Origin of the sequence: Amycolatopsis sp. NPDC050768 (genome assembly GCF_040654155.1) — a bacterium.
GTDB lineage: Bacteria > Actinomycetota > Actinomycetes > Mycobacteriales > Pseudonocardiaceae > Amycolatopsis.
Map to the genome: position 1 here is coordinate 958,305 of NZ_JBFAHL010000001.1, position 25,550 is coordinate 983,854.

At 69.4% G+C, this 25,550-nt stretch carries 30 protein-coding genes; 21 read left to right on the top strand and 9 right to left on the bottom strand.

What is annotated here, in order from left to right:
* Positions 1-393: 393 nt before the first annotated feature.
* Entirely contained in the window at positions 394-954 is a 561-nt protein-coding gene (locus AB0H62_RS04910) for a TetR/AcrR family transcriptional regulator (protein WP_360584171.1), read from the bottom strand.
* 104 nt (positions 955-1,058) lie between these two features.
* Between AB0H62_RS04910 and AB0H62_RS04915 the strand changes: the two genes are divergently transcribed.
* Positions 1,059-1,853: a nuclear transport factor 2 family protein gene (locus AB0H62_RS04915; protein WP_220245743.1), complete on the top strand. Its 795-nt coding sequence runs from the start codon at positions 1,059-1,061 to the stop codon at positions 1,851-1,853.
* Here AB0H62_RS04915 and AB0H62_RS04920 read toward each other — a convergent pair.
* From AB0H62_RS04920 to AB0H62_RS04930, 3 genes are all read right to left on the bottom strand, one after another.
* Positions 1,819-2,604 carry a metal-dependent hydrolase gene (locus AB0H62_RS04920; protein WP_360584670.1) on the bottom strand — a complete coding sequence of 262 codons (786 nt, stop codon included), beginning with the start codon at positions 2,602-2,604 and terminating at the stop codon, positions 1,819-1,821. The genes AB0H62_RS04915 and AB0H62_RS04920 overlap by 35 nt on opposite strands.
* Before the next feature lie 59 nt (positions 2,605-2,663).
* The gene (locus tag AB0H62_RS04925) at positions 2,664-3,017 is read right to left on the bottom strand and encodes an STAS domain-containing protein (protein ID WP_220245742.1); all 354 of its coding nucleotides are present in this window, start codon (positions 3,015-3,017) and stop codon (positions 2,664-2,666) included.
* A 257-nt stretch (positions 3,018-3,274) separates the two neighbouring features.
* Positions 3,275-3,583, bottom strand: a complete 309-nt coding sequence (locus tag AB0H62_RS04930; protein ID WP_220245741.1) for a WhiB family transcriptional regulator — start codon at positions 3,581-3,583, stop codon at positions 3,275-3,277.
* Positions 3,584-3,734: 151 nt separating this feature from the next.
* On the opposite strand from AB0H62_RS04930, the gene AB0H62_RS04935 reads away from it, so the two are divergent.
* From AB0H62_RS04935 to AB0H62_RS04950, 4 genes are all read left to right on the top strand, one after another.
* On the top strand, positions 3,735-4,151 hold the full coding sequence (locus AB0H62_RS04935) for an anti-sigma factor (RefSeq protein WP_220245740.1): 417 nt from the start codon (positions 3,735-3,737) through the stop codon (positions 4,149-4,151).
* Complete coding sequence (locus AB0H62_RS04940) at positions 4,148-4,921, top strand: SigB/SigF/SigG family RNA polymerase sigma factor (RefSeq protein ID WP_220245739.1); 774 nt, start codon at positions 4,148-4,150, stop codon at positions 4,919-4,921. Before AB0H62_RS04935 ends, AB0H62_RS04940 begins: the two co-directional genes overlap by 4 nt.
* 67 nt (positions 4,922-4,988) lie before the next feature.
* On the top strand, positions 4,989-5,411 hold the full coding sequence (locus AB0H62_RS04945; RefSeq protein WP_220245738.1) for an ATP-binding protein: 423 nt from the start codon (positions 4,989-4,991) through the stop codon (positions 5,409-5,411).
* A 39-nt stretch (positions 5,412-5,450) separates the two neighbouring features.
* The gene (locus tag AB0H62_RS04950) at positions 5,451-6,431 is read left to right on the top strand and encodes an aldo/keto reductase (RefSeq protein ID WP_360584175.1); all 981 of its coding nucleotides are present in this window, start codon (positions 5,451-5,453) and stop codon (positions 6,429-6,431) included.
* 167 nt (positions 6,432-6,598) lie between these two features.
* Here the strand turns inward: AB0H62_RS04950 and AB0H62_RS04955 are convergent, their stop codons facing one another.
* From AB0H62_RS04955 to AB0H62_RS04965, 3 genes are all read right to left on the bottom strand, one after another.
* A complete protein-coding gene (locus tag AB0H62_RS04955) occupies positions 6,599-7,345 on the bottom strand; it encodes a 3D domain-containing protein (protein WP_220245736.1) in 747 nt (248 codons plus the stop codon).
* 113 nt (positions 7,346-7,458) lie between these two features.
* A complete protein-coding gene (locus tag AB0H62_RS04960; protein ID WP_360584176.1) occupies positions 7,459-8,112 on the bottom strand; it encodes an alpha/beta hydrolase in 654 nt (217 codons plus the stop codon).
* Positions 8,113-8,340: 228 nt separating this feature from the next.
* A complete protein-coding gene (locus AB0H62_RS04965; RefSeq protein WP_220245734.1) occupies positions 8,341-8,997 on the bottom strand; it encodes an HNH endonuclease family protein in 657 nt (218 codons plus the stop codon).
* A 171-nt stretch (positions 8,998-9,168) separates the two neighbouring features.
* Between AB0H62_RS04965 and AB0H62_RS04970 the strand changes: the two genes are divergently transcribed.
* From AB0H62_RS04970 to hypB, 16 genes are all read left to right on the top strand, one after another.
* Positions 9,169-10,221: a tetratricopeptide repeat protein gene (locus AB0H62_RS04970; RefSeq protein WP_220245733.1), complete on the top strand. Its 1,053-nt coding sequence runs from the start codon at positions 9,169-9,171 to the stop codon at positions 10,219-10,221.
* Positions 10,222-10,620: 399 nt separating this feature from the next.
* Positions 10,621-11,235 (top strand): SIS domain-containing protein, encoded by a 615-nt coding sequence (locus AB0H62_RS04975; RefSeq protein ID WP_360584179.1) that lies wholly within the window; start codon positions 10,621-10,623, stop codon positions 11,233-11,235.
* A gap of 47 nt (positions 11,236-11,282) precedes the next feature.
* Complete coding sequence (locus AB0H62_RS04980; protein ID WP_220247300.1) at positions 11,283-11,471, top strand: HypC/HybG/HupF family hydrogenase formation chaperone; 189 nt, start codon at positions 11,283-11,285, stop codon at positions 11,469-11,471.
* A gap of 19 nt (positions 11,472-11,490) precedes the next feature.
* Positions 11,491-12,183, top strand: coding sequence for an SIS domain-containing protein (locus tag AB0H62_RS04985; RefSeq protein WP_220245731.1), 693 nt, complete (start codon positions 11,491-11,493; stop codon positions 12,181-12,183).
* Complete coding sequence (locus AB0H62_RS04990; protein WP_220245730.1) at positions 12,180-13,229, top strand: hydrogenase expression protein HypE; 1,050 nt, start codon at positions 12,180-12,182, stop codon at positions 13,227-13,229. The genes AB0H62_RS04985 and AB0H62_RS04990 overlap by 4 nt, the downstream gene beginning before the upstream one ends.
* A 13-nt stretch (positions 13,230-13,242) precedes the next feature.
* On the top strand, positions 13,243-15,039 hold the full coding sequence (locus AB0H62_RS04995; protein ID WP_220245729.1) for a nickel-dependent hydrogenase large subunit: 1,797 nt from the start codon (positions 13,243-13,245) through the stop codon (positions 15,037-15,039).
* Between the two features lie 3 nt (positions 15,040-15,042).
* The gene (locus AB0H62_RS05000) at positions 15,043-15,609 is read left to right on the top strand and encodes a NifU family protein (RefSeq protein WP_220245728.1); all 567 of its coding nucleotides are present in this window, start codon (positions 15,043-15,045) and stop codon (positions 15,607-15,609) included.
* Between the two features lie 62 nt (positions 15,610-15,671).
* Complete coding sequence (locus tag AB0H62_RS05005; protein ID WP_255638599.1) at positions 15,672-16,223, top strand: DUF5947 family protein; 552 nt, start codon at positions 15,672-15,674, stop codon at positions 16,221-16,223.
* Entirely contained in the window at positions 16,216-16,854 is a 639-nt protein-coding gene (locus AB0H62_RS05010) for a DUF6084 family protein (protein ID WP_220245726.1), read from the top strand. Before AB0H62_RS05005 ends, AB0H62_RS05010 begins: the two co-directional genes overlap by 8 nt.
* Positions 16,851-18,173 carry a hypothetical protein gene (locus AB0H62_RS05015; RefSeq protein ID WP_360584184.1) on the top strand — a complete coding sequence of 441 codons (1,323 nt, stop codon included), beginning with the start codon at positions 16,851-16,853 and terminating at the stop codon, positions 18,171-18,173. Before AB0H62_RS05010 ends, AB0H62_RS05015 begins: the two co-directional genes overlap by 4 nt.
* Complete coding sequence (locus tag AB0H62_RS05020) at positions 18,170-18,670, top strand: hydrogenase maturation protease (protein WP_360584186.1); 501 nt, start codon at positions 18,170-18,172, stop codon at positions 18,668-18,670. The genes AB0H62_RS05015 and AB0H62_RS05020 overlap by 4 nt, the downstream gene beginning before the upstream one ends.
* 112 nt (positions 18,671-18,782) lie before the next feature.
* The gene (hypC, locus tag AB0H62_RS05025; protein ID WP_220245723.1) at positions 18,783-19,055 is read left to right on the top strand and encodes a HypC/HybG/HupF family hydrogenase formation chaperone; all 273 of its coding nucleotides are present in this window, start codon (positions 18,783-18,785) and stop codon (positions 19,053-19,055) included.
* 8 nt (positions 19,056-19,063) lie between these two features.
* Positions 19,064-20,191: a hydrogenase formation protein HypD gene (gene hypD, locus AB0H62_RS05030; protein WP_220245722.1), complete on the top strand. Its 1,128-nt coding sequence runs from the start codon at positions 19,064-19,066 to the stop codon at positions 20,189-20,191.
* The gene (hypE, locus tag AB0H62_RS05035; RefSeq protein ID WP_220245721.1) at positions 20,188-21,264 is read left to right on the top strand and encodes a hydrogenase expression/formation protein HypE; all 1,077 of its coding nucleotides are present in this window, start codon (positions 20,188-20,190) and stop codon (positions 21,262-21,264) included. Before hypD ends, hypE begins: the two co-directional genes overlap by 4 nt.
* Positions 21,264-21,593 (top strand): hydrogenase maturation nickel metallochaperone HypA, encoded by a 330-nt coding sequence (gene hypA / locus AB0H62_RS05040; RefSeq protein WP_220245720.1) that lies wholly within the window; start codon positions 21,264-21,266, stop codon positions 21,591-21,593. Before hypE ends, hypA begins: the two co-directional genes overlap by 1 nt.
* An 85-nt stretch (positions 21,594-21,678) precedes the next feature.
* Positions 21,679-22,323 (top strand): hydrogenase nickel incorporation protein HypB, encoded by a 645-nt coding sequence (gene hypB, locus AB0H62_RS05045; RefSeq protein WP_255638598.1) that lies wholly within the window; start codon positions 21,679-21,681, stop codon positions 22,321-22,323.
* Here the strand turns inward: hypB and hypF are convergent.
* Positions 22,253-24,505: a carbamoyltransferase HypF gene (hypF, locus tag AB0H62_RS05050; protein ID WP_360584189.1), complete on the bottom strand. Its 2,253-nt coding sequence runs from the start codon at positions 24,503-24,505 to the stop codon at positions 22,253-22,255. The two genes, hypB and hypF, sit on opposite strands and share 71 nt — an antisense overlap.
* A 4-nt stretch (positions 24,506-24,509) precedes the next feature.
* Positions 24,510-25,439, bottom strand: a complete 930-nt coding sequence (locus AB0H62_RS05055; RefSeq protein ID WP_220245717.1) for a helix-turn-helix domain-containing protein — start codon at positions 25,437-25,439, stop codon at positions 24,510-24,512.
* Between the last annotated feature and the right edge of the window lie 111 nt (positions 25,440-25,550).

A 25,550-nucleotide genomic window follows, 5' to 3' on the forward strand; every position in this document is an offset into this window, starting at 1 on the left:
GCCTGGCCAGAGTCGCGAGGGCCCGGGCCCCGCCCGCCCTGGTCGGGCGGGGATCCAGGTGAACCCCCAGCCGGGGCGTGGCCCGGGTTCACCTGCCGGAATGCCGCCAAGCAGGAATGCGGTGGAAGACCCTGCGACTCAAAGGGCCCGCGGCCGGCGCCTGCCTCCTGATCCGCGCGGCGCAACCAAGGCGCGCACTCTCGTCACTCCACGATCCGAAATCGCCAAAAGCTGTAAAAGGCAACGAGATCGTCCGAGCTGCTCGGCATGGTCGCGAGGCTGTTCCACTCGATGCCCATGACTCCTCAGTCATGACCTCGGACTCCCGCCGGTCGCGATTGCGCCACTGATCCTCACCGGCGCGATCCGGCCAGACTTCACCGCTGCGGAGACTCAGGACCCTGCCGAACCAACCGCGCGCAGACCGTCAAGCAGGACACGAACCAGATGATGGCTACCCGGCGAATACCGCTCCACCGCCAAAGCCCCGACGATCAGCGCACGGAGGTCATCCCCATCGAGGTCGGTGCGAACCGCTCCCGCGGCCTGCGCGCGTTCGAGCAGGGCGGCGAGGTTCGTGCGGAACTCGGTGCCGATCTCCGCCTTGTACGCGGAGCCTGTGGTGGCGCCCAGTGCTTCGCAGATCGCGCGGTTGAGGGAGGCCTGCTTGATCACGCGCGCGAAGTAGTCGTAGAACGCCGCGCCCGGGTCTTCGGCGTCGGCGAGTTCGCGGGCCTCCAAGGCGAACTGCTCCAGGCGTTCCAGCACCACGGCCTGGAAAAGCGCCTCCTTGCTGGGGAAATGCCGATAAACAGTGCCCGCGCCGACGCCCGCTAGCCGCGCGATGTCGTCGAGAGGCACGGCCAGCCCGTCGGCCGCGAAGGCCTCCTCGGCGGCAGCCAGCACCCGCGCCCGGTTGCGGCGCGCGTCGGCGCGCAACAGTGGCTTGTCCACGGGCGTCCTCCTCGATCTCGTTGACAACCGGAGCGCTCACTCCGTATCGTGGGAACCGGGTGCACCGTTCCGATTCAACCCTATTCTTCCTCGGAGAAGTCCTGATGAGCCGAACCGTGTCCGAAATCTCGCAGCTCTTCGTCCGCAGCATGCAGACGCTCGACCCTGGGCCGCTCGCCGACGTCTTCGCCGCCGAAGCCGTGTACGAGCTCCCCTTTCACGGCCACCGCGTCGAAGGCCGGGAAGCGATCCTGGCGACGCTCGGCGACGGCGCCGTCCGAGCCCGTGCGCTCGGGCTGGACTCCGTGCGGGTCGGCATCCGCGAACTGGCCGACGGGTTCGTCGCAGAGCTCACCGTCGAGGGCCGCAATCCGCATACCGGTGAGAGCTACGGGTTTCCGTCGTCGGTCGGGCTGGTGACCGTCCACAATGGAGAGATCCTGGCGTACCGCGACTTCCCCAACACCGCGGCGGCGCACACCATGACCGGCGCTGCGACAGTGTTCCAGCGATTCCTGGACGCGTCCGTGGAGAACCGCTGGGACGACCTCGCCGACCTCTACGCCGAGGACGTCGTGCTGGAAATGCCCTTCACGCCGGCCGGAGTGCCGCGCCTGACGCACGGGCGCGAAGAGCTGCGCCGCCGGTTCCGCGCCGCGGGCGCAGTGCGCCGGATGACCAAGGCGGACAACGTCGTCGTGCACGAAACCACCGACCCGGCCGTGCTTGTCACGGAGTTCGACCTCCACGGCGAGTTCGGTGGCGAAGGGTTCGTCTCGTCGTACGTCATGGTGCTGACCATCCGCGACGGCAAGATCGCCCACACCCGCGACTACGCCGACACCGCCGCGGCGGCGAAGCGGATCACTGCGTCGCAGTCTGCGCCGCCGGTGGGCTGAAAAGCCGTTCGGCCGTCGAGGTCGTCCAGCCCCACACGCCGGGCACCAGAAGCACTCCCACAACGACGAAAATGGGGAACACCAACCGCGTCTCCACCTTCTTGCCCGTCCGCAGCCGGAAAACCTTCGGTGGCCGGATTTCGTACCAGGTCTCGCCCGCGATGGGCAGGGGGAAGAGGAACGGACAGCCGGACTCTGTCAGCGAGTCGCCGAGGCAGTGCACGAAACACCCGGCCGCCACGGCGATCCCGAGCCAGCCCGAGATCTGCTGCAGCTGCGCGGCATGGTCGGGCGGCGCGGTGAAGTACCACCACAGGATGGCGCCGACGCTGATCGGCAAGAGCCAGTCGCCCAAGGCGCCCTCGGCGAGCAACAGCCCGAAGACCACGACGCCGAACACCGCCCACGGGCCGCCGGCCGCGGTGCCCGCCGACGTTGCCAAGCCGAGGCCCGCGGCGAAGAGCACGGTGTGCGACAGGTGGCGGTGCTTGCCAGTCACCTTCTCGTCGCGGGGACCCTTCGTCAGGGCGTACACGGCCGACGAAACGCGGCGCAGGAGCCACGACAACCCGCCCGTCAGCCAGCCGAGGAGACGGGACGCGCTGGCGCCGGGGTGGTCGAGGTCGGGGAGCAACGCAAAGCCGGCCGTGGTGGCGGCGAAGACCGCCGCCTGGTGCAACGAACCGGCGCCGACCGCGGGCGCGAGGGCGAGGCCCGCGCACCAGCCGGTCATGGCGTGGGTGCGCCCCATCATCGTGGATCTCCCCCAGGTCGCGAGCGGAATTCAGGTCCGCGCGACCGTATCGGGGATCAGGCGGGCGGTTCCTCCGACACGCTCAGGTGTTCGGCCACTCCCGTGAGCTCGATGACGCGGCTCACAGCCGAGCTGGGGACCACCGCGAGCTCGACGTCCTGCTCACGGGCCTGCCGCTGGGCGTGCAGGACCACGTTCAACGCCGAGGAGTCGAAGAAGGTCACCCCGGTCAGGTCGGCCACCACGCGCTGCGAGCTCTTGTCCGCGATCAACCCGGCAAGGGCTTCCTGCAGCTGCGGGCTGGTGAGCAGGTCGAGCTCACCGTTGACCACCACCCGCGGCTCGGCGGCCTCGGTGTCCAGCGTGATGCCGAACCCGGGAGGGGTGGCGTTCTGGTCGGCTGCGGGCATGCAGTTTCTCCTCGTCAGGCGCTGCTGCTGCTGCGCCGGTACGCGCCTGTATCTCAAGCGGCAACCGTTCACGGTTCCAGGCATCTGGAAAGTCCAACCCTAACCCAGTGGGTGACTGCCGCCGCGTCGGCCGCCACTGTCCCGGACAACGGCACGGGCGGGCAAGAGCCGGACGGCGGCATGGTCATTCCGACGAACGGCCGCGCGCACAGCGACCCGCGTGCCGGCGGGGCACGCGGGGCAGGTTCGGGGCTGGGTCAGGCGGACAGCGGGTCGCGCTTGGCGGCGCGGCGTTCACGCATGAACAGCTCACGGCGCTCGATCTCGCCGAGGCCGCCCCAGATGCCGTACGGCTCCTGTACGGTCAGAGCGTGCTTACGGCACTGCGCCAGCACGGGGCAGGTCTGGCAGATCGCCTTCGCGCGCGACTCACGACGCTCGCGTGCGGACCCACGCTCGTTGTCGGTGTGGAAGAACAGACTGCTGTCCGCGCCACGGCAGGAACCTTGCAGCTGCCACTCCCACTCCTCGGCGACCACGTTGGGCAGCCGGCTCACGTCAGCCATCTCGTCCCCACCTTTCCCGGGATCAGCACTTCGACCGCTACATGCCCGCCGGTCGCGCGAATCAAACCCGGGTTTGGTTTGCTCACACCCCGGGCATGAGCAGACCGGGCAGCACAGCACACGGCCGAGTGAGCCGGAGAGAGGACCGCACGTGGAGGACAACGCCCCGCTCGATCGGGAGGACGCCCAGCTCATCGAGGTGCGGACGGCGGCCATCCCGCACGTGGTGCCCACGCTGCGCACGATCGTCGCGGACATCGCGATGCGCCAGGACTTCGACCTCGACGCGGTGGAAGACCTGCGGATGGCGGTGGACGAGGCTTGCTCGATGCTCCTGCCGTCCGCGGCCGACGGCAAGCTGACCTGCGTCTTCTCCTGGATCGAGGGGCGCATCGAGGTCACTGTGTCGGTGGTCGCCGACACCCCGGACCACGGTGACGACACCGGTCTGTCCTGGCAGCTGCTCACGGCGCTGGCCACGTCGGCGCGACGCACGGTGACCCCGGCCGACGGCCGGTACCTCTCCCGGGTTCAGCTCGTCCGGGAGAGTGAGGTGGCGCGCCCGTGACCACCCCCGCCGAAGGCGACGAGACCGATGTGGCGTCGCTGTTCGACGAGTTGGCCCAGCTGCCCGAAGGCTCCCCGCGCCGCGAGGAGATCAGGGACAGACTGGTGCGCGAGCACTTGGAGCTCGCCCGCAACCTCGCGCGGAAGTTCCGCAACCGCGACGAGGCCATGGACGACCTGGTGCAGATCGCGACGGTCGGCCTGATCCACGCCGTCGACCGCTACGACCCGACGCAGGGCACCGACTTCCTGGCGTTCGCCGTCCCCACCATTTCGGGTGAACTGCGTCACCACTTCCGGGACAACAGCTGGTCGGTGCGGGTGCCGCGGCGGCTGAAGGAGCTCAACGCGTCCATCTCCGCCACGCGCGAGGAGCTCACCGTGCGGCTCTCGCGCGCGCCGCGCCCGAGTGAGATCGCGCAGCACCTCGGCGTGCCGATGGAGGACGTCTACGAAGGCCTGCGCGCCGGCCAGGGCCGCTACGGCGCTTCGCTGGACAACCTGCTGGAGAACTCCGCGCACACGCGCTTCGGCGCGCCCGACGCGAACCTCAGCCAGGCGGAGCTGCGCGAGGCGCTGCGGCCCATGTTGGAGAGCCTGCCGGAGCGGGAGCGCAAGATCGTCGCGCTGCGGTTCGGGTCGGGGATGAGCCAGTCGGACATCGCCCGCCGCGTGGGCGTTTCGCAGATGCAGGTGTCGCGCCTGCTCGCGTCGACGCTGAAGAAACTGCGCGCGGGACTGGTCGAGACGGACATCACCGAGGGCACCTGATTCGGGGTCCCCCCGCTTGGGTAGTAAGCCGGTGCGAGTAACGGACAGGTCGGGAGGTGTGGAAGCCATGACGACGTCGAAGATGCCGACGCGAGGCACCACGACACCCGCCACCGTGCGCCTGGCGCTCCCGGACGACGTCACCGCGCCCACGATCGCCCGCCACGCGGTCCGCGCCAAGCTCGATGAGCTGGCGGTGGGCTGCGAATGGCGGGACGACATTCTGCTGGCGACGTCCGAGCTGGTGACCAACGCGTTCGAGCACGGTGAGCGGCCGGATCGGCTGGAGCTGCGGCTGTCGGAGGGACGGCTGGTGGTCTGCGTTTTCGACGCCGGCCAGGAGGTGCCGCGCCTCAAGGAGCCCTCCCCGGAGGCGGCGCGCAGCCGGGGGCTGCAGCTGGTCCACGTGCTGTCGCAGGAGTGGGGCTACGAGCCGTGCGTGGGCGGGAAGTACGTCTGGGCAGCGTTCGCGGTGGGACCGGTCGCGTGAGTGCCCGCGGTTGATCAGGGTCCGCTTAGGATCGCTTGTATGGAGACTCGCAAGATCACCCGGCTGGGGCGTGAGGTGTCCGCCGTCGGCCTCGGGTGCTGGCAGCTCGGCGCCGACTGGGGCACCGTCGACGAAACCGAGGCCATGGGCGTGCTGCACGCGGCGGCCGACGAGGGCGTCACGTTCTTCGACACCGCCGACGTCTACGGCGACGGCCGCAGCGAGACGCTGGTCGGCCGCTTCCGCCAGGAGCGTGGTGACGGCGTGTTCGTGGCCACGAAGATGGGCCGCCGCGCCGAGCAGGTGCCGGAGAACTACGTCGAGAAGAACTTCCGCGAGTGGAACGACCGGTCCCGCCGGAACCTCGGGATGGACACGCTGGATCTCGTCCAGCTCCACTGCCCGCCGACCGCCGTGTACTCGTCGGACGCCGTGTATGACGCGTTGGACCGGATGGTCGACGAGGGCCGGATCAAGGCTTACGGCGTCAGCGTCGAGACGTGCGACGAGGCGTTGACGGCGCTTTCGCGGCCGAATGTCGCTTCGGTTCAGATCATCCTGAACGGCCTGCGGCTCAAGCCGCTGGAGCGCGTGCTGCCGACGGCGGTGGAGACGGGCGCCGGGATCATCGCGCGGGTGCCGCTGGCGTCGGGTCTGCTGTCCGGGCGCTACACGGCCGCGACGACGTTCGGGGCCGACGACCACCGCAACTTCAACCGCCACGGTGAGGCGTTCGACGTCGGCGAGACCTTCTCGGGGGTGCCGTTCGAGGTCGGGCTGGAGGCCGTGGAGCGCCTGCGCGGGCTGGTGCCGGAGGGGCAGACGCTGGCGCAGTTCGCGCTGCGCTGGATTCTGGATCAGCTGGGGGTTTCCGTGGTGATCCCGGGTGCGCGCAACGCGGAGCAGGCGCGGGGGAACACGGTTGCGGCCGGGCTGGCCCCGCTGCCGGAAGAAGCGGCGGCCGGGGTGCGGGCCACGTATGACGAGCTGATCCGGCCGTTGGTGCACGACAAGTGGTGACGGGGTTCGGCTGCGCCTGGTAACGATCCGCCGTGGGGCGGGATTGTCGCTTCAAAAGCCTTGCGCGACAACGCTTCTCAGTATTGCCGGTCGGCTGAAGGTCCGTGAAGGGCACCTTGAGGGAACCTGTCCCTGAAGGTGCCCTTCACCGCTCTACTTGACCGGCCTTATTCGACAGTGAGCGTCAGCCGTTGCACTCCCCAGTCGTTGGCCTGGTTGCCGGGCAGCCAGACGTCGAGGATGTCGTCCTTGATCCAGCTGCCGATGTCGGCCGCGTAGCAGTGGCCGTAGCCAGGGACGGAAATCCTGGTGCCCCAAGGGATGTTGCGGGCGTCGACGGCGCAGAAGCCCGGGCCGGCCTGGTAGCCGAGGGCGGTTTGGGCGACGTCGTTGTAGGCGGTGACGCGGTAGTTGAGCGTGGTGCCCTTGGCGAGGGCGTAGGGGGCCAGCTGACCTGACGAGCCCACGCGGTACGCGGTGGAGATCTGGCCGAGCGAGCCGGGCGAGTTGTCCTCGGCGGTCATGGCGTAGAGCTGGTAGTTGGCGTTCTGGCAGGGGCTCGCGTCGGTGACCTGGAGCGTCGGCTGGCCCCAGTCGCTGATCCACTGCAGGGCCTGGCCGTTGCGGAACGCGCGGTACGCCTTGGCGCCCGGCACGCGGGAGAACGTGAAGGTGACCTTGCCGTCGCCGCCGAGGCCGCCGGAGACGCCGGTGGGCGCGGGCAGGCGGTTGCTCACGTTGACCGCGCCGACGAGGGAGCCCGGGCCGTGGCCGCCGGAGACGGGTCGGTCGGGGATCGGGCCGGTGTAGAAGTGCTGGCACGCGGGCAAAGTCGCGGCGCTGGCCGTCGCGACGGGGACGGTGACGAGCGCGCCGAGCGCGAGCACGGCGGCGCTGAGGGCTCTGAGTTTCACTTTCGGAACCTCCAGTGGGGACCGGGGTGGAGGAACCGTGCACGGGAGACCGACGTTAGGGATCGCCGGGCCAGCCCGTCAATAGGTCTGGACCATTTGGCGGCGGCCTGGTGTCAGAGCGTGGCGAAATACCGCTCGAGCCGCTCGGCCAGCTCAACCGGACGGCTCAACGCGACGCCGTGGGACCCGTCGATCTCGTCGGCCTCGAAGCCGAGCCGCTCACGCGCGACGCGCCGCTGCAGCTCGGGCGAGAAGAACTTGTCGTCGCGGCAGAGAAGCACGCGCGTGGGGATGTCGGGCAGCCGCGCGTCGGGCCACGGGTCGTCCCACTCCGCGCTGAGCTGGTCGCGGCTGCGGGTCAAGGCTTCGGCCGCCAGCTCGGGTGGAACGTCGCCGAGGTAGGTCTCCGTCTCGGTGAGGCCCGAGTCAGGGCCTTCGAACCCGACGTTGCCCCACCACTGCCCCGGCGCCTCCCCGGGCGCAGGAACCATGCCGGCGAGGAAGACGAGCAACCGCGCGTTTTCCAGCCTCGCCGCGGCCAAGGGAGCGGTGAATCCGCCGTAGGAATGCCCGACCACGACGATGTCCGGCTTCCCCTCGACCGCCGCGGTGGCCGTGGCCGCGAAGTCCGCCAGCTTCGCCTCGGGGTCCCCGATCGGCAGGTCCGGGGCGACGGCTTCGTGGCCGCGCCACCGCAGCTCGTCGACGACGAGGTGCCAGTCCCAGCCGCTGCCACCACCGCCGTGGATGAGGAGGAAGGTCGCCATGCCGGGGACAGTAACCGAGGGGTCTGACAATTCCGGCCCGCGCGACGTCGGCTACGGGTCCGAATCCGTCCGGAAGCCAAAGTACGCGGCGTGCGGGAGGTGGACTTCGCTCTCTCCGGCTCGGCCGGGTCAGCCGAGGACCATAGCGAGCCTGTTGCGCCCGTCGGCGTCGTCAGGCGCCAGCTCGACGCACCTCGTCGACGGCGCGGAGGGGTCCCGTGGCGGAGATCAGCTCGCCGCCGGGCAGCGGCGCAGCATGTCCTGCAGCGCCGCCTTCTCCCCCGTCGTGATGGTGAGGCCGTAGAAGTGCTTCACGGTCACCCAGTCCGTGGCGTAGGTGCACCAGAACGACACCAGCGGGGGCTTCCACTCGTCGGGTGCCTTGTCACTCTTCTGCTGGTTGAGGTTGTCCGTCACGGCGAACAGCTGGGGGCGCGTGAGGTCGTTGGCGAACTGTTCGCGTTTGTCCTGGGGCCAGTCGCGCGCGCCGCTGGCCCAGGCCTGGCCGAGGGGCACCATGTGGTCGATGTCGACGTCGCCGGGTTTGGTCCAGGTCTCGGCGTCGTAGACGCTGAACCAGGTGCCGGACGTCGGGTTGCAGTCGGTGCCGGCCTTCACGTCCTTGCCGTCGCGCTTGAGCACGAGCTCGCGCGTGTTGCAGTTGTGCCCCTGGTTGTCCCAGTGCGGGAATTTGTCACGGGAGTAGCCGGACATCGACGCGCGCGGCGCGATTTTCAGCTCCGCCAGCTGCTGCGTGACGTCGGCGGGCGCGGCACCCGTGGACTCGGCGCCGCTTTGCCGTCCGGCGTACCAGATCCCGGCGACAGCCACCACGAGAACCACGACGACCAGCAGAATCCGCTGGGTGGGAAACGTCCGGGCCATGCGCGCGTGATCCTCTCGACGGGTTCGGGAGGCGGCAGTATGCCCGGCGCGAGGCCCGTGACCGCGCCGACACTCTCAGCTGCGCGCGAACCGTGTCCGGGACCACGGTGTCACGTCCGCGGCGCGCCGAGCGACTACCGAGGTGAGGACAGGCGGAAGGGAGCGTGGCCGATGAGCGGGCGGCTGCGGAAGTGGAACTCGCGCGTCGACGACTACCTGCAGCGCAAGGCCGCGGAAGGCGGCAACGTCGTCGCGATGACACGCCTCGGAGCGGCGCTGCGAGAACGGGGCGAAGCAGCGGAGGCCGAGACGTGGTTCCGCCGCGCCGCGGCCGGCGGCGACCGCATCGCGATGACCGCGTTGGCGAACCTCCTGGCCGAGCGCGGCGTGCTCGACGAGGCCGAACGCTGGTACCACGAGGCCGCCCACGCCGGCGAGCCGCGCGGGATGCTGGGGCTCGGGCGCGCGTACGAACGGCGCGGCCGCGTCGAGGACGCCGAGTACTGGTTCCACGAGGCCGCCGTGACCGGTGACGTCGAGGCGATGGGCGCGCTTGGGCACCTGCTCGCCGAACGCGGCCGCTACGACGAGGCCGAGGACTGGTGCCGCCGCGCCGCGAGCGCGGGCAACACGTCCGCGATGATCGACGTCGGCATCGTCATGCGCGAACGCGGCCGCTACAGCGAGGCCACGCGCTGGTGGCGCGAGGCCCTCGCCGACGGCGACCTCTCGGCGACATGCCTGCTCGGCCGCCAGTCCGAACGCTTCGGCAAGGTCCAGGACGCCGAATCCTGGTACCGCCAGGGCGCGACCTCCGGCAACGTCGAGGCCACCGTCCGCCTGGGCCTGCTCCTGCACCGCCGCGGCGACGTCGACGAGGCCGAAGCCTGGTACCTCGACGCGGCCGAAGCCGGCGACGCCGCCGCGATGACCAACCTCGGCGTCCTGGCCCGCAACCGCGGCGACGAGGGCGAAGCCGCGGCCTGGTACCGCAAGGCGGCGGAGCACGGGAGCATTCCGGCCCTGACGAACCTCGGGCACCTCGCGGAGGCGCGCGACGAGCTGGCGAAGGCGGAACGGTTCTTCCGCGCGGCGGCAGAGACCGGGGATGTGCAGGGGATGTTGAGCTTGGCCCGGATGCTGCAGGCGCGCGGGGCGGTGGAGGAGGCGGATACGTGGTTGTCGCGGGCGGAGGAGTCTCAGGGGGAGCATGACCGCGCTTGACGACGGGTTCGGGGACCGGCTGGGCACGAGGCCTTGTTGAGCCGCCGGACAGAGCCACACAGCCGCCGGACGGAAACACACAGCCGCCGGGAAGAGACGCTCAGCCGCGGAGCGGAGACACGCAGTCGCCTGGGCAGAGACACACAGCCCCCGCCCTCCCAGGGGCGCCGTCCCCGTCCCATTTTATCGGCCCCCACCGACAATTCCGGGAAAACGACGCCCAAGGGGCGCAGTTGTCCACAGCCCCAAGCGGCTGTGGATAAATCAAAGAACCAAGATCAACGTCAGCCGCCACTCGGGTGAATTACTGCCCATTACCGCGATCTATTGTGTGATCCAACTCACAGCTCTAATGTGGGACGGGACTGCTCCCACCACCGAGCGTAGGGAAGTGCCGCCATGGTCGGCTCTCCGAGTACTTCTCCCGGTGCGGTGGCGGCGCTTTTCGAGCGCCGCGTCGTGCCGGGTGGAGAGCTGGGCGGGCAAGCCGAGGCGGTGGCCCAGGCGTGTCACGGGATGGCGCAGCGGTTCCACCGCGGCGGGAAGCTCGTGGTGTTCGGCAACGGGGGCGCGGGCACCGATGCGCAGCACGTGGCCGTGGAGTTCGTGCACCCCGTGATCGTCGGAAAGCGGGCGTTGCCGGCAATTTCGCTGACGGCCGATGTCGCGACCCTCACCAGCGTCGCGAACCGCCGAGGGCTCAACGAGATTTTCGCCTACCAGATCAAGTTCCTCGCCGAGCCGCAGGACATCGCGCTCGGCATCTCGTCCGACGGCGACTGTGCCAACGTCCGGCGCGGCCTCGAAGCCGCCCGTGAGCTGGGGATGCTCACCGTCGCGCTCACGGGCGGGACCGGCCCGGGCACCATCACGGCCGACCACGTGCTGCGAGCGCGCTCCGAGGACCCCCGCGTGGTCAAGGAAATCCACGTCACGACCTACCACGTCCTGTGGGAACTCGTGCACGTGTTCTTCGAACAGCCCGGTGTCCTCGCACCGGAGGTGGCGACGTGAACGCCCGTGACGCCGACAGAGCACCGGCCCCCGCCTGTCACGACGGGGTGTGCATCACCTGTTCCGATATCGCAGTCGAAGTGACCGTCGTCGAACTCCTGGACCTCGGGTTCGCAGTCGTGGATACCGGCCAAGGCAGGGAAGAAGTGAGCGTCGCACTGGTGCAAGCCGGTGTCGGCGATCGCATCCTCGTCCACGCCGGCGAAGCCATCGCACGTCTGGAGATTCCCGAATAGCCGAGGGAGTTGAGCGGCCATGGCAAGGGATTCCGTGGGCGCAAGTGGACTCGAGGAGCTGTACCCGTTCCTGTACTCGGGTACGAGCGACCTCGACGCCGTCCTGACCCAGGTCCGACAGTCCACTGTGGAGAAAGCCCGCGAGATCGTCGCGCTGCGCCGTCAGGTTCTCGAGACCGACGGCGAGCGCCTCGCCGCGTGCGCGCGGGACCTCGCGCAGGCGTTCGCCGGCGGTGGCCGGTTGCTGGCCTTCGGCAACGGCGGCAGCTCCACCGACGCGCAGGACCTCGCGAGCCTGTTCCTCAGCCCCGACAGCCCCGACGGCGATGCGAGGCCACTGCCCGCGTTCGGCCTCACCAACGACATCGCGGTGGTCACCGCCCTGTCCAACGACATCGGGTTCGACGTCGTGTTCTCCCGGCAGGTCGCCGCGTTCGGCCGCCGCGGTGACATCGCCGTGGGGCTGTCAACCAGCGGGAACTCGGCGAACCTGCTGTCCGCGTTCGACGAGGCCGCGCGCCGCGGCCTCGTCACCGTCGGCATCGCCGGGTACGACGGCGGCAAGATGGCCGAGCTGCACTCGATCGACCACCTCTTCGTGGTGCCGTCGCCTTCCGTGCACCGCATCCAAGAAGCCCAGACGACCCTTTACCACGCACTGTGGGAACTCACCCTCGGTGCGCTCGACGACCTCGAGGGTGAACAGCCGTGACCCATGCCCAAGAAGAAGAGAAGCCCATCCACATCCTGTGGATCAACGCCGGACTGTCCTGCGACGGCGACTCGGTCGCGCTGACCGCCGCCACGCAGCCGAGCATCGAGGAGATCGTGCTCGGCGCGCTGCCCGGCCTGCCGAAGATCCAGGTGCACTGGCCGCTGATCGACTTCGAGTGCGGTCCGGACAAGGGCGCCGACACGTTCATCGAGTGGTTCTACAAGGCCGACCGCGGCGAGCTGGAACCGTTCGTGCTGGTCGTGGAAGGATCGATTCCCAACGAGGCCATCAAGGCTGAGGGCTACTGGTGCGGCTTCGGCAACAACCCCGCGACCGGCCAGCCGATGACCACGAGCGAGTGGCTCGACCGCCTGACGCCCAAGGCCCTCGCTGTGGTCGCGGCCGGCACGTGCGCCGCGTACGGCGGCATCCACGCCATGGAGGGCAACCCCACCGGCGCGATGGGCGTGCCCGACTACCTGGGCTGGGACTGGAAATCGAAAGCCGGCCTGCCGATCGTGTGCATCCCCGGCTGCCCGACGCACCCGGACAACTTCTCCGAGACACTCACCTACCTGCTCTACCAGGCGGCCGGCCACGCGCCGATGATCCCGCTCGACGACCACCTCCGTCCACAGTGGCTCTTCGGCGCGACAGTCCACGAGGGGTGCGATCGCGCCGGCTACTACGAGCAGGGCCAGTTCGCCGAGGAGTACGACTCGCCGAAGTGCCTGGTGAAGCTCGGCTGCTGGGGCCCGGTCGTGAAGTGCAACGTGCCCAAGCGCGGCTGGATCAACGGTGTGGGTGGCTGCCCGAACGTCGGCGGCATCTGCATCGGCTGCACCATGCCCGGCTTCCCGGACAAGTTCATGCCGTTCATGGACGAACCGCCCGGCGCTCACATCTCCTCGCTCGCGAGCGGCGCGTACGGCTCGGTGATCCGGCGCCTGCGCAAGATCACCGAACGCAAGGCCGATGCCGAACCCAAGTGGCGGCACAAGGGCAAGCAGCTCGAGACCGGCTACCGCTCCTCGTGGCGCTGAAAGGACTGGGGACATGACGCGAACGGAAAGCGACAAGGGCATCAGCACCAAGGGCAAAACCGACCTCGTCGAGATGGCCTGGGACCCGATCACGCGCATCGTCGGCAGCCTCGGGATCTACACGAAGATCGACTGGGCGGCCAAGAAGGTCGTCGAGTGCCACAGCACGTCTTCGGTCTTCCGCGGCTACAGCATCTTCATGAAAGGCAAGGACCCGCGCGACGCGCACTTCATCACCAGCCGCATCTGCGGGATCTGCGGCGACAACCACGCCACGTGCTCGGTCTACAACCAGAACATGGCCTACGGCGTACGCCCGCCGCACCTCGGCGAGTGGATCATCAACCTCGGCGAGGCCGCCGAGTACATGTTCGACCACAACATCTTTCAAGAGAACCTGGTCGGGGTCGACTACTGCGAGAAGATGGTGGCCGAGACCAACCCCGGCGTGCTGGAGCTGGCCAACCGCACCGAGGCGCCGCACGCGCGTGACCACGGGTACAAGACCATCGGCGACATCATGCGCTCGCTCAACCCGCTGGAGGGCGAGTTCTACCGCGAGGCCCTGCAGGTCAGCCGTTCCACGCGCGAGATGTTCTGCCTCATGGAAGGCCGCCACGTCCATCCGTCCACTTTGTACCCGGGCGGCGTCGGGACGATCGCGACGGTGCAGCTGTTCACCGACTACCTCACCCGGCTGATGCGCTACGTCGAGTTCATGAAGCGCTGCCTGCCGATGCACGACGACCTGTTCGACTTCTTCTACGAAGCCATCCCCGGTTACGAAGAGGTCGGCCGCCGGCGCATCCTGCTCGGCTGCTGGGGCAGTCTCAACGATCCGCAGTACTGCGACTTCACCTACGAGAACATGGAGTCGTGGGGCCGCAAGATGTTCGTCACGCCCGGCGTGGTCGTCGACGGCAAGCTGGTCACCACGAGCCTGCTCGACATCAACCTCGGCATCCGGATCCTGCTCGGCTCGTCCTTCTACGAAGACTGGGAGGGCATGGACAAGTTCGTGACGCACGACCCGCTGGGCAACCCCGTGGACGCGCGCCACCCGTGGAACCAGCACACGATCCCGCGCCCGCAGAAGCGCGACTTCGACGACAAGTACTCGTGGACGATGTCGCCGCGCTGGTTCGACGGCACCGACCACCTCGCGCTCGACACCGGCGGCGGCCCGATCGCCCGGCTGTGGGTCACGGCGCTGGCCGGCCTCGTGGACACCGACTACGTGAAGTCCACCGGCCACAGCGTGGTGATCAACCTCCCGCGCACGGCCACGAAACCCGAGGTCAGCTTCGAGTGGAAGATCCCGAAGTGGAGCAACGCGCTCGAACGCAACCGGGCGCGCACGTACTTCCAGGCGTATGCGGCCGGCCTCGCGCTGCACTTCGCGGAACGCGCGCTGGGCGAGGTCCGCAGCGGCAACACGAAGACGTGGGAGCCGTTCAAGGTGCCCGAGGAAGGCGTGTCGTGCGGGTTCACCGAGGCGGTGCGCGGGATCCTTTCGCACCACATGGTGATCAAGGGCGGCAAGATCGCGAACTACCACCCGTACCCGCCGACGCCGTGGAACGGCAGCGTGCGCGACTCCTTCGGCACACCGGGCCCATACGAGGACGCGGTGCAGAACACGCCGATCTTCGAGGAGAACACGCAGGAGAACTTCAAGGGCATCGACATCATGCGCGCCGTGCGCAGCTTCGACCCCTGCCTGCCCTGCGGCGTGCACATGTACACCGGCAAGGGCAAGACGCTCGACCGGATCCACACCCCCCACGCATTCGGCGGAGAGGTGTTCTGAACCATGACGGAGCGCGACATCGGCCAGGTCGGCGAACGCATCGAGCAGCTCCTCGGTGAGCTCGCGGCGGAGGCGGGCAGCACCGTGGCGGACAGGGCCGAGGACCTCGTCCACACGCTGCTCGAGTTCTACGGCGCCGGCCTGACGACGATCGTGTCCGTCCTGCGAGAGGACGTCGCCGGCGAGGTGCTGCTGGAGCGCCTCGCCGGCGACGACCACGTACGTGGGCTGCTGGTCCTCCACGACCTGCACCCGAAGTCCACTTTGGACCGCGTCAGCGAGGCGCTCGACGAGGTGCGGCCCTACCTGGGTTCGCACTCCGGAGACGTCGACATCGTCGGCATCGACGCCGAAGGCGTGCTGCGGCTGCAGCTGCAGGGCACGTGCGACGGCTGCCCGTCCTCGACCGTCACGGCGAAGATGGCGATCGAACGCGTGGTGCGCGAGGCTGCGCCGGAGCTCACCGACGTCGTCGTGGCCGGGGTGGTGCCCGAAGAGACCGGCCCGGGCGGACGTCCGCTGCTGCCGCTCGAAGCGATCGAGTGCCCGGTCCCCGTGGAGCAGGCATGACGGGCGGTCTGCGCAAGTTCCTGACACCGGCCGAACGACCGGCGCGCGGTGAAAGGTGTGAGTTGTGCACGGAGCCGATCGGCATCGGCCACGGGCACGTGATCGACCTCGAATCCCGCACCATCATGTGCACGTGCCGGGGCTGCTACCTCCTGTTCACCCACACCGGTGCCGGCGGCCTGCGCCACCGCGCGGTGCCGACCCGCTACCGGCACGCCGCGCGGTTCCCGGCCGGCGCGACGCTGTGGGAGACAGCCGGGATCCCCGTGCGGATGGCGTTCCTGTTCTACAACTCGGTGCAGGACCGCGCGGTCGCGTTCTACCCGAGCCCGGCCGGCGCGACGGAGTCGCTGCTGCCGTTGGACACGTGGACGGAGCTGCTGCGGGAGGAGCCCGAGTTCGCCACCGTGGCCCCCGACGTGGAAGCGGTGCTGATCAACAAGCACGACGTCGGGTTCGAGGCCTTCCTCGTGCCCATCGACGTGTGTTACGAGCTCGTCGGCCTGGTCCGCCTGCACTGGCGCGGATTCGACGGCGGCGACGAAGCGCACGAAGCCATCGACAGCTTCTTCGCCGACCTTCGCGCCCGCGGAGAGGTCGCCGCGGATGGCTGAGCTCACCTTCGACTGCCTGGACGTGCGCCCCGTGAAGTACGCGGCGTCGCCGACGCTCGCGTTCAGCATGAAGATCACCGAGCTCACCGCCCAGCCGATCCACGCGCTGGTGCTGCGAGTCCAGCTGCGGATCGAACCGCAGCGGCGCCGCTACAGCAGCGGGGAGTCGGAGCTGCTCACGAACCTGTTCGGCGACCCGGCGCGCTGGGGCGAGACGCTGCGGCCGTTCCAGTTCGCGACCGTGGCGGTGATGGTGCCGAGCTTCACGCGCACCACGGAGTTCCAGCTCGAGGTGCCCTGCACGTACGACCTGGAAGTGGCCGCCGGCAAGTACTTCCACGCGCTCGCCGACGGTGTGGTCCCGCTCGTGCTGCTGTTCAGCGGCACGGTGTTCGCGAAGGGTGGCCCGGGGTTCTGGGTCGAGCCGGTGCCGTGGCACACCGAAGCCGAGTGCCGGATGCCGATCGCCGCGTGGGACGAGCTGATGAACCAGTACTTCCCCAACGTCGCGTGGCTGAAGCTGCACCGCGAGACCGTCGATGCGCTGCTGCGGTACAAGTCGCGCCACGCCATCCCGACCTGGGACGCGGCGATGGAGCACCTGCTGGCGAACGTGGGTGATGGCCCGTGACCAGCGTGTTCGACCAGGCTCGCGCCGTCGGCGACGCCGTGCTGTACGAGGGGTACCTGCTCTACCCGTACCGCGCGTCGGCGCGGAAGAACCGCGTGCGCTGGCAGTGGGGTGTGCTGATGCCGCCAACGTATGCGTCGGAGGAGCGCGGCGAGTACGCGACTTCACGCACGGAGTGCCTGCTGGAGCCCCGCAAGCACACCTCGGTGCACCTGACGCTGCGGTTCCTGCAGGCCCAGGAGCGCCTGGTGCACGACGGCCACGGGTTCGTCGACTCCGCGACCGTGGCCGGCAAGGACTACACGACGTGGGACGAGGCCGTGGAGCACGAGCTGAACTTCGTGGTCCCCGTGGCCGAGCTGCTCGCGCAGCCCGTGGAGCTGCCGTTCTCCGTGCCGCCGGCCGAGACGCGCGAGTGCGTGGGCAACCACTGCACGCTCGTGCGCCGCTCCGGCGCGCTGACCGGCGCGCTCACGGCTCGCCTCGACGCGCTCGACGGCCCCTTCGGCGGCACGCGGCTGCGACTGGACCTGCGCAACACGAGTGCGTGGCCGTCGGACGGCGTCCGCGAATCGGCGCTGCGCAGGGCGTTGCTCGCCGCGCACGTGATCCTGGCGGTGGACTCGGGCCACTTCCTCTCGATGCTCGACCCGCCCGAATGGGCGAAGCCGGCCGTCGAGGCGTGTGTGAACGAGCGCGTGTGGCCGGTGCTGATCGGCGGGTCGTCGCGAAGCGGGGTGATGCTGGCGTCCCCCATCATCCTCTACGACGACCCGTCGATCGCGCCCGAAAGCCCAGGTGAGCTCTTCGACGGCACGGAGATCGACGAGATCCTGACGCTGCGCACGATGGCGCTCACCGACGAGGAGAAGCGCCAGGCCCGCGCGACGGATCCCCGGGCGGCCGCGCTGCTGGACCGCGTGGACGACCTGCCGCAGGAGCTGCTCGACCGGCTGCACGGGACGGTGCGATACCTGCGTTCGGTGACCGGGGAGGAAACCGATCTGCCGGTGAACCCCGACGTGCCCTGGTGGGACCCCGGGGCCGACGCGTCCGTCTCCCCGGAGACCGACGGCGTCGTGGTCGCCGGCGTCCGCGTGGCCGCGGGCTCGCGCGTGCGGCTGCACCCGAACCTGCGTGGTGCCGACGCCCAGGACATGTTCCTCACCGGCCGCGTCGCCACTGTGCGCGCGGTGCTGTCCGATGTGGACGGAACCACGCACGTGGCCGTGACGCTCGACGACGACCCGGGCGCCGACCTGCAGAACGCCCACGGCCGCTTCCGCTACTTCTCCCCTGACGAGCTGGAGCCGACATGAGACCACAGGTGCTGGTGGCGGGGATCGGCAACATCTTCCTCGGCGACGACGGCTTCGGCGTCGAAGTGCTCAAGCAGCTCGAACACGAAGTGCTGCCGGAGTGGGTGCAGATCGCCGACTACGGCGTCTCCGGCCTGCATCTGGCCTACGACCTGCTCGGTGGCTACGACACCACGATACTGCTCGACGCGACGCCGCACGGGGTCGAGCCGGGCACGTTGTCGCTGATCGAGGCCGACGTCGACGCGATGGCGGCGGCGCCCGTGATCGACGCCCACGGCATGCAGCCCGAGGCGGTGTTCCGCCTGCTGCGGCTGCTCGGCGGCGACGCGGGGCGCGTGCTGATCGTGGGCTGCGAGCCGAAGTCAGTCGAGTCCGGGATCGGGCTCAGCAAGGAGGTCGCGGCGGCCGTGCCCGCGGCCGTGCGCGCCGTGAAGGAACTGGCGTGGGGCACCACCCCGCGTCTCCCGGAAGACACCCTCAAGACGGAGGTCTGACCATGCTCAAGCGGTTGCTGCTGCTGATCGTGCTCGTCGGCGTGGTGGCGTGGATCGCCATGCAGGTGAAGCCGGACGTGCAGCGTTACGTCGACATGAGCCGGAAATAGCCGTGTGCCTCGGCATTCCGGGCGAGATCATCGAGATTAGCGAGGAACGTCCGGACCTCGCGAAAGTCTCGGTGTGCGGGGTGAAGCGGGCCATCAACATCGGCCTGCTCGCCGACGACCCACCCGAGCCCGGTGAGTGGATCCTCATCCACGTCGGGTTCGCACTGTCCAAAATAGATGAGGAGGAGGCCGCCGCGGCGCTGGAGTTCCTGGAGAGCATCGGGAAGGCGTACGAGGACGAGATGGCCGCCCTGCTCGAGTCCAGAATCGATTAGGAGCGCTCATGCGGTTCGTCGACGAGTTCCGCGACGCGGACAAGGCGCGGGCGCTGTCCGCCAAGATCACCGCGCTGTGCGAGCCCGGCAGGCACTACAAGTTCATGGAGGTGTGCGGGGGCCACACGCACACGATCTACAAGCACGGCCTCGAGGACTACCTGCCCGAGAGCGTCGAGCTCGTGCACGGCCCGGGCTGCCCGGTGTGCGTGATCCCGATGGGCCGCATCGACGACGCGATCAGCATCGCGCGCCGGCCCGGGGTGCTGATGACCTCGTTCGGCGACATGATGCGCGTGCCGGGCTCGGGCGGGAACTTCTTCGACTCCAACGCCGAGGGCACCAACATCAGGATGGTGTACTCGCCGCTCGACTCGCTGAAGATCGCCCGGCAGAACCCCGACCTGCAGGTGGTCTTCATGGCCATCGGGTTCGAGACGACCACGCCGTCGACCGCGATGACGCTGCTGCGTGCGGCCGACGAGGGCCTCCCGAACTTCTCGGTGTTCGCCAACCACGTGACGATCGTGCCGGCCATCAAAGCCATCCTCGACTCGCCCGACCTGCGGCTCGACGGGTTCCTCGGCCCGGGCCACGTCTCGACGGTGATCGGCTGCCGGCCGTACGAGTTCATCTCGCGCGACTACGGCAAGCCCGTGGTGGTGGCCGGGTTCGAGCCGCTGGACATCCTGCAGTCGATCTATATGTTGATGGTGCAGCTGTCCGAAGACCGCGCCGAGGTGGAGAACCAGTACTCACGCGTGGTGCCGTGGGACGGCAACCTCGTGGCGCTCAAGGTGATCAACGAGGTGATGGAGCTGCGGCCGTACTTCGAGTGGCGCGGCCTCGGGTTCATCTCGCACTCGGCGATGCGCGTGCGCGAGAAGTACGCGGCGTTCGACGCCGAGCGCCTCTTCGACGTGCCGGGCGTACGAGTGGCGGATCCCAAGGCGTGCCAGTGCGGTGAGGTGCTCAAGGGCGTGCTGAAGCCGTGGGAGTGCAAGGTGTTCGGCACGGCGTGCACACCGGAGACGCCGATCGGCACCTGCATGGTCTCGCCCGAAGGCGCGTGCGCGGCGTACTACAACTTCGGCCGGTTCAGCCGCAAGCGCGTGCGGGAGGCGAGCCACGCATGACCACCACGGAACGCGAGCAGCAGGTGCTCGATCGCATCGAACGCGCCCGGCGGCGGCGCGCGAAGGTGCGCGAGGAGCGCATCACGCTGTCCCACGGCTCGGGCGGCAAGGCGACGCACACGCTGATCGAGGCGGTGTTCCTCGACGCGTTCCGCAACCCGCTGCTGGAGCCGCTGGAGGACGCGGCCGCGCTCGCCATCGGCGGGGCGCAGCTGGCGCTGACCACGGACTCGTTCGTGGTGTCGCCGCTGTTCTTCCCCGGCGGCGACATCGGCGACCTGGCCGTGAACGGCACGGTCAACGACCTCGCTGTGTCCGGCTCGCGGCCGCTCTACCTCACGGCCGGGTTCATCCTCGAGGAAGGCTTCCCCGTCGAGGACCTGCTGAAGATCGTCGACTCGATGAAGGCGGCGGCGCTCGCGGCCGACGTGCAGATCGTCACCGGGGACACGAAGGTCGTGCAGCGCGGCAAGGGCGACGGCGTGTACATCAACACCGCCGGCATCGGCGTCTCGATCCGTTCGGGGCTGGGGGTTTCCTCGGTTCGACCGGGCGACGCGGTGCTGGTGTCGGGGCCGATCGGGGACCACGGCGTCACGATCATGCTGGCCCGTGGCGAGCTGGACATCGACGCCGACATCGAGTCCGACACCGCGCCCGTGCACGGGCTGGTGGCGGGGCTGCTCGCGGCGGTGCCCGGCGTGCGCGCGATGCGCGACGCGACCCGCGGCGGCGTGGCGACGATCCTCAACGAGGTCGCCAAGGCCGCCGAGGTCGCGGTGATCGTCGACGAGAACGCGGTGCCCGTGCGCGACGAGGTGCGCGGTGCGTCGGAGCTGCTGGGCATCGACCCGCTGTACGTGGCGTGCGAGGGCCGGATCGTGACGTTCGTCGACGGCGCCCAGGTCGACGCCGCGCTGGCCGCGCTGCGTTCGCACCCGCTCGGCGCGGAGGCGGCGGTGATCGGCCGCGTGGCCGACGATCCGCCGGGCCTGGTGCTGCTGAACACCGCGTTCGGCGGCACACGGATCGTGGACATGCTGGTGGGCGACCCGCTGCCGAGGATCTGCTAGTGCACGAGATGTCGATCACGCAGAGCGTCGTGGACGCGATCGTCTCGCGGCTGGGGTCTCAGGCCGTGCGCAGTGTGCGGCTGGAGATCGGGCGGCTGTCCGGCGTGGTGCCGGACAGCGTGCGGTTCTGCTTCGACGTGGTGTGCGAGGGGACGTCGTTGCAGGGCGCGGAGTTGGAGATCGACGAGCCACCCGGGCGGGCCGCGTGCCGGGACTGCGGGGCGGAGTTCGGGATCGACGACCCGATCCTGCTGTGCGCGTGCGGCAGCGCGAACGTCGAGGTGCTGGCGGGACGGCAGCTTCGCATCAAGTCCGTGGAGGTGGTTTGAGGTGTGTGCGACGTGTGGTTGTTCGGATGACGCGGCGGTCCATTCCCACGCCGATGATCATTCGCACGCGGAGGGTTCTCACACGGTGCTGCTGGAGCAGGACGTGCTGGCCAAGAACGACCACCTGGCCGGGCACAACCGCTCACGGCTTGCCGAGCTGGGGGTCTTCGCGGTCAACCTGATGAGTTCCCCTGGTGCGGGCAAGACGACGTTGCTGGAACAGACCGTGCACGCTTTGGGTGCGTCAGTGCCGCTCGCGGTGGTCGAAGGTGACCAGGAGACACTGCTGGACGCCGACCGGATCAAGGCTTCGGGCGCGCCGGTCGTGCAGATCAACACCGGCGCCGGCTGTCACCTCGACGCGACGATGCTCTCGCGCGCGCTCGACACGTTGGCGCCGGCGCGGGGTTCGGTGCTGTTCGTGGAGAACGTCGGGAACCTCGTGTGCCCCGCGTTGTTCGACCTCGGCGAGGCGGCGCGCGTGGTGATCATGTCCGTGACCGAGGGGCCGGGGAAACCGCTGAAGTACCCGCACATGTTCGCATCGACGGATCTGGTGCTGCTCAACAAGATCGACCTGCTGCCGTATGTGTCGTTCTCGGTGCCGGAGTTCCTGCACGACCTGCGGCACGTCAACCCGGACGCGCGCGTGGTGGAGATCAGCGCGACCCGGGGTGACGGCCTGGACGAGTGGTACGGCTGGCTGCGACAGCGACCTGGCCGAGGCTGATGCCGCCGTCGTTGGTCGGCACACGGGAGTGGGTGAGGACCCGGAAACCCTTGTCTTCCAATGATTCCACGGTTCTTTCCAGGAGAAGAAGATTCTGGAAGACGCCGCCGGACAGGGCGACGGTCGTGAGTGCTGTCGTGTCCCTGAGCCGCGTGCAGGTTTCGGTGATGGCTTCGGCGACGCCGTTGTGGAAACGGGCGGCGACGACCGGGCGTGGGGTGCCGTGGTCGAGGTCCTCGACGACGGCTCGGAGCAAGTCCACACCGGACACTCCCGCCGGGGTCTGCTCGCAGCGGTAAGCGGTGCGTTCTGCCGGATCGGCGAGTTGCTCCAGCTCGACGGCGGCCTGGCCCTCGTAGTTGATCTCGTCGCGGACGCCGAGCACGGCGGCGACGGCGTCGAACAGCCGGCCGGCGCTGGACGTCAGAGGGGAAGCCAGGCCGGTGCGGGCGAGGTGGAGGACGTCTTCCCACTGGTCTTCGTGGCGGGCTCGCAGGGCTGTCACCTGGATGTTTGCGGCGTCGAGGTAGGCGGCGGCCATGCGCCAGGGCTGGCGGATGGCCGTGGTGCCGCCGGGCAGCCGGATGGGCGCGAGGTGCGCCAGACGGTCGAACCCGGCGAGGTCGGCTTTGAGGAACTCGCCGCCCCAGAGCGTGCCGTCGGTGCCGTAGCCGGTGCCGTCGAACGCGACGCCGAGGACGGGGCCGGCTTCGCCGTTGTCGGCGAGGCAGGAGGCGATGTGGGCGTGGTGGTGCTGCACGCCGACGAGCTCGACGTCGTCCAGGTCCAGGGCGTATTTCGTCGACAGGTACTCGGGGTGCAGGTCGTGGGCGACGACTGTCGGCGTGAGGTCGAACAGCTCGCGGAAGTGCGCGATGCCGGTCTCGTAGGCCTTGAACGTCTCGTAGTTGTCAAGGTCACCGATGTGGTGGGAGAGGAACGCGTGGGTGTCCTTGGCCAGGCAGAACGTGTTCTTCAGTTCGGCGCCGCACCCCAGGATGTGCTCGGGGAGCCTTGAGCGCAGCGTCACGGGCTCCGGCACGTAACCACGCGAACGGCGCTGCAGCTGCACCCGGTCGCGCCACACCCGCACCACGGAGTCGTCGGTTCGGGTGTGGATGGCCCGGCCGTGCGTGAGGAAGGCGTCGGCGATCCCGGACAGCCGCTCGAAGGCGTCTTCGTCGCGGTAGACGATGGGTTCGTCGGACACGTTCGCGCTGGTCAGCACGATCGGCCGGCCGAGATCACCGAGCAGCAGGTGGTGCAGCGGCGTGTACGGCAGCATGACCCCGACGCGTCGGTTGCCGGGCGCCACCGAGCGCGCGAGCGGTCCGTTCGCGACGCGTGGGAGCAGCACGATCGGCCGCCGGTGCCCGGTCAGCACTGCCGCGGCGACCTCGTCGACCTCCGCGATCTCCCGCGCGGCCGCGAGATCGGGGACCATCACGGCGAACGGCTTGTCCTCGCGGTGTTTCCTGCCGCGCAGCGCGGCGACGGCCGTTTCGTTCGCCGCGTCAACGGCGAGGTGATAACCGCCGAGTCCCTTCACCGCGACCACCGCGCCCGCTGCCAATGCGTCCACAGTGGACCTGATCGGCTCCCCGCCACCCGAGAACTCCAGCCGTGGCCCGCAAACCGGGCAGCACACGGGCTGCGCGTGGAACCGCCGATCACCCGGATCTTCGTACTCCTGCTTGCATTCCGCGCACAACGCGAACCCGGCCATCGTCGTCAACGGCCGGTCGTACGGCACCCCGCGCACGATCGTGAACCGCGGCCCGCAGTTGGTGCAGTTGACGAACGGGTACCGGTACCTTCGGTCCCCCGGATTCCGCAGCTCGGCCAGGCACTCCGCGCAGGTCGCACTGTCCGCGGACACCAACGTCGCCGCTTCGCCTCCGGCCGGGCTGGCGACGATCTCGAAGCCGATTGATCCCGTGGCCGACACTGACGTCACCCGCACGTCGTCGACCACAGCCAACGGCGGCGCCTCGTCCCGCAACGCCGTCACGAAGGCGTTCAGTGCCTCGGAAGCGCCTTCAACCTCGGCAAACACCCCGCGGCTGTCGTTGCCGACGAAGCCGGTGAGCCCGAACCGCCGCGCGAGCCCGTGGACGAAGGGCCGGAACCCTACGCCCTGCACCACTCCGTCGACCCGCACCGCGAAGCGCCCGAGCGCCATCGGCTCAGTCTGCGCCGCCCCGGCCGGGAGCGGAAGCGATCCGCCACTCCCGTGGTGAAACCCCGTAGGCCGCCTTGAACGAACGGCTGAAGTGCGCAGCGTCCGAGAAGCCCCAGCGGTGGGCGATGGCGGCGACCGTCGCGCTGGTGCGGCCCAGGTCGCGGCGCGATTCCGCCAGCCGCTGCTGCTGGATCCAGCGCACGACGGACACGCCGTCGGCGGAGAAGAGCTTGTGCAGGTAGCGCACGGAAATCCGGTGCGCGGCCGCGATCGTCGCCGGCGACAGGTCGGGCTCGCCGAGGTGGTCGGCGATGAAGGTGCGGATCCGCAGCAGGAGCGTCGGCTCGGGCGTTTCGGCGCCGTCGAGGACCAGCGATTCGAGCAGGTTCAACGCCGACGCGGCCAGCCGTTCGCCCGCCGCGCCTTCGGCCGCGGTGAGCCGCGCCAGGAACGGCGAGGCGAGCGCGGGCACGCCGGCGTCGGGGCGCAGCGTGGTGGCCGTGACGCGGTGCAGATCCGCGTCGCCGACGCCGAGGAACCGGCGCGGCACCATGAAGACCTTCATCTCGAACTCGCCGGGGAACCACAGCTCGTACGGACGCGCGGCGTCGTAGAACACCAGGTCGCCGGGGCGGATCACGGCGCGGCGGCCGTCCTGCGTGACCACGCCGGGGCCGAGCCGCTGCAAACCGAGGAGCACGAACTCGTCGCCCGCCTCGGCCACGAGCCGCGGAGTCCGGCGGACGCGCTGCGCGGCGGCGTGCACGGTGGAGAGCTGGACGCGGCCGAGGCGGTCATTGGCGACGGAGCCGGAGAACGCTTCGGCGTCGGGAGTGGCGACGTTGAGCGGCACGAACGAACGGCACACGACCTCGTGCCAGAAGGCCACGCGTTCGGCCTCCGGCTGCGTGTCGGTTGTCAGCACCATGCTCATCGCACCACCACCTGAGCAGCAAGTATGCGCTGATCCGGGCGCGACACACCAGCCGTGCGCTCTCCGTCAACCCCCGGTGCGCTGTGAGGCAAGCCACTGGGTTCGGGTGCT

What these genes read in the sequence shown, in the direction of transcription:
- AB0H62_RS04920 (WP_360584670.1), bottom strand. Translation starts at nt 2,604, where the DNA reads ATGGGGCGCACCCACGCCATGACCGGCTGGTGCGCGGGCCTCGCCCTC.
- AB0H62_RS04960 (WP_360584176.1), bottom strand. Translation starts at nt 8,112, where the DNA reads ATGGCGACCTTCCTCCTCATCCACGGCGGTGGTGGCAGCGGCTGGGAC.
- AB0H62_RS04975 (WP_360584179.1), top strand. Translation starts at nt 10,621, where the DNA reads ATGGTCGGCTCTCCGAGTACTTCTCCCGGTGCGGTGGCGGCGCTTTTC.
- AB0H62_RS04925 (WP_220245742.1), bottom strand. Translation starts at nt 3,017, where the DNA reads ATGCCCGCAGCCGACCAGAACGCCACCCCTCCCGGGTTCGGCATCACG.
- AB0H62_RS05055 (WP_220245717.1), bottom strand. Translation starts at nt 25,439, where the DNA reads ATGAGCATGGTGCTGACAACCGACACGCAGCCGGAGGCCGAACGCGTG.
- AB0H62_RS04930 (WP_220245741.1), bottom strand. Translation starts at nt 3,583, where the DNA reads ATGGCTGACGTGAGCCGGCTGCCCAACGTGGTCGCCGAGGAGTGGGAG.
- AB0H62_RS04995 (WP_220245729.1), top strand. Translation starts at nt 13,243, where the DNA reads ATGACGCGAACGGAAAGCGACAAGGGCATCAGCACCAAGGGCAAAACC.
- AB0H62_RS05010 (WP_220245726.1), top strand. Translation starts at nt 16,216, where the DNA reads ATGGCTGAGCTCACCTTCGACTGCCTGGACGTGCGCCCCGTGAAGTAC.
- hypF (WP_360584189.1), bottom strand. Translation starts at nt 24,505, where the DNA reads ATGGCGCTCGGGCGCTTCGCGGTGCGGGTCGACGGAGTGGTGCAGGGC.
- AB0H62_RS04945 (WP_220245738.1), top strand. Translation starts at nt 4,989, where the DNA reads ATGACGACGTCGAAGATGCCGACGCGAGGCACCACGACACCCGCCACC.
- AB0H62_RS04985 (WP_220245731.1), top strand. Translation starts at nt 11,491, where the DNA reads ATGGCAAGGGATTCCGTGGGCGCAAGTGGACTCGAGGAGCTGTACCCG.
- AB0H62_RS04915 (WP_220245743.1), top strand. Translation starts at nt 1,059, where the DNA reads ATGAGCCGAACCGTGTCCGAAATCTCGCAGCTCTTCGTCCGCAGCATG.
- AB0H62_RS04970 (WP_220245733.1), top strand. Translation starts at nt 9,169, where the DNA reads ATGAGCGGGCGGCTGCGGAAGTGGAACTCGCGCGTCGACGACTACCTG.
- AB0H62_RS05000 (WP_220245728.1), top strand. Translation starts at nt 15,043, where the DNA reads ATGACGGAGCGCGACATCGGCCAGGTCGGCGAACGCATCGAGCAGCTC.
- AB0H62_RS04965 (WP_220245734.1), bottom strand. Translation starts at nt 8,997, where the DNA reads ATGGCCCGGACGTTTCCCACCCAGCGGATTCTGCTGGTCGTCGTGGTT.
- AB0H62_RS04950 (WP_360584175.1), top strand. Translation starts at nt 5,451, where the DNA reads ATGGAGACTCGCAAGATCACCCGGCTGGGGCGTGAGGTGTCCGCCGTC.
- hypD (WP_220245722.1), top strand. Translation starts at nt 19,064, where the DNA reads ATGCGGTTCGTCGACGAGTTCCGCGACGCGGACAAGGCGCGGGCGCTG.
- AB0H62_RS05020 (WP_360584186.1), top strand. Translation starts at nt 18,170, where the DNA reads ATGAGACCACAGGTGCTGGTGGCGGGGATCGGCAACATCTTCCTCGGC.
- hypE (WP_220245721.1), top strand. Translation starts at nt 20,188, where the DNA reads ATGACCACCACGGAACGCGAGCAGCAGGTGCTCGATCGCATCGAACGC.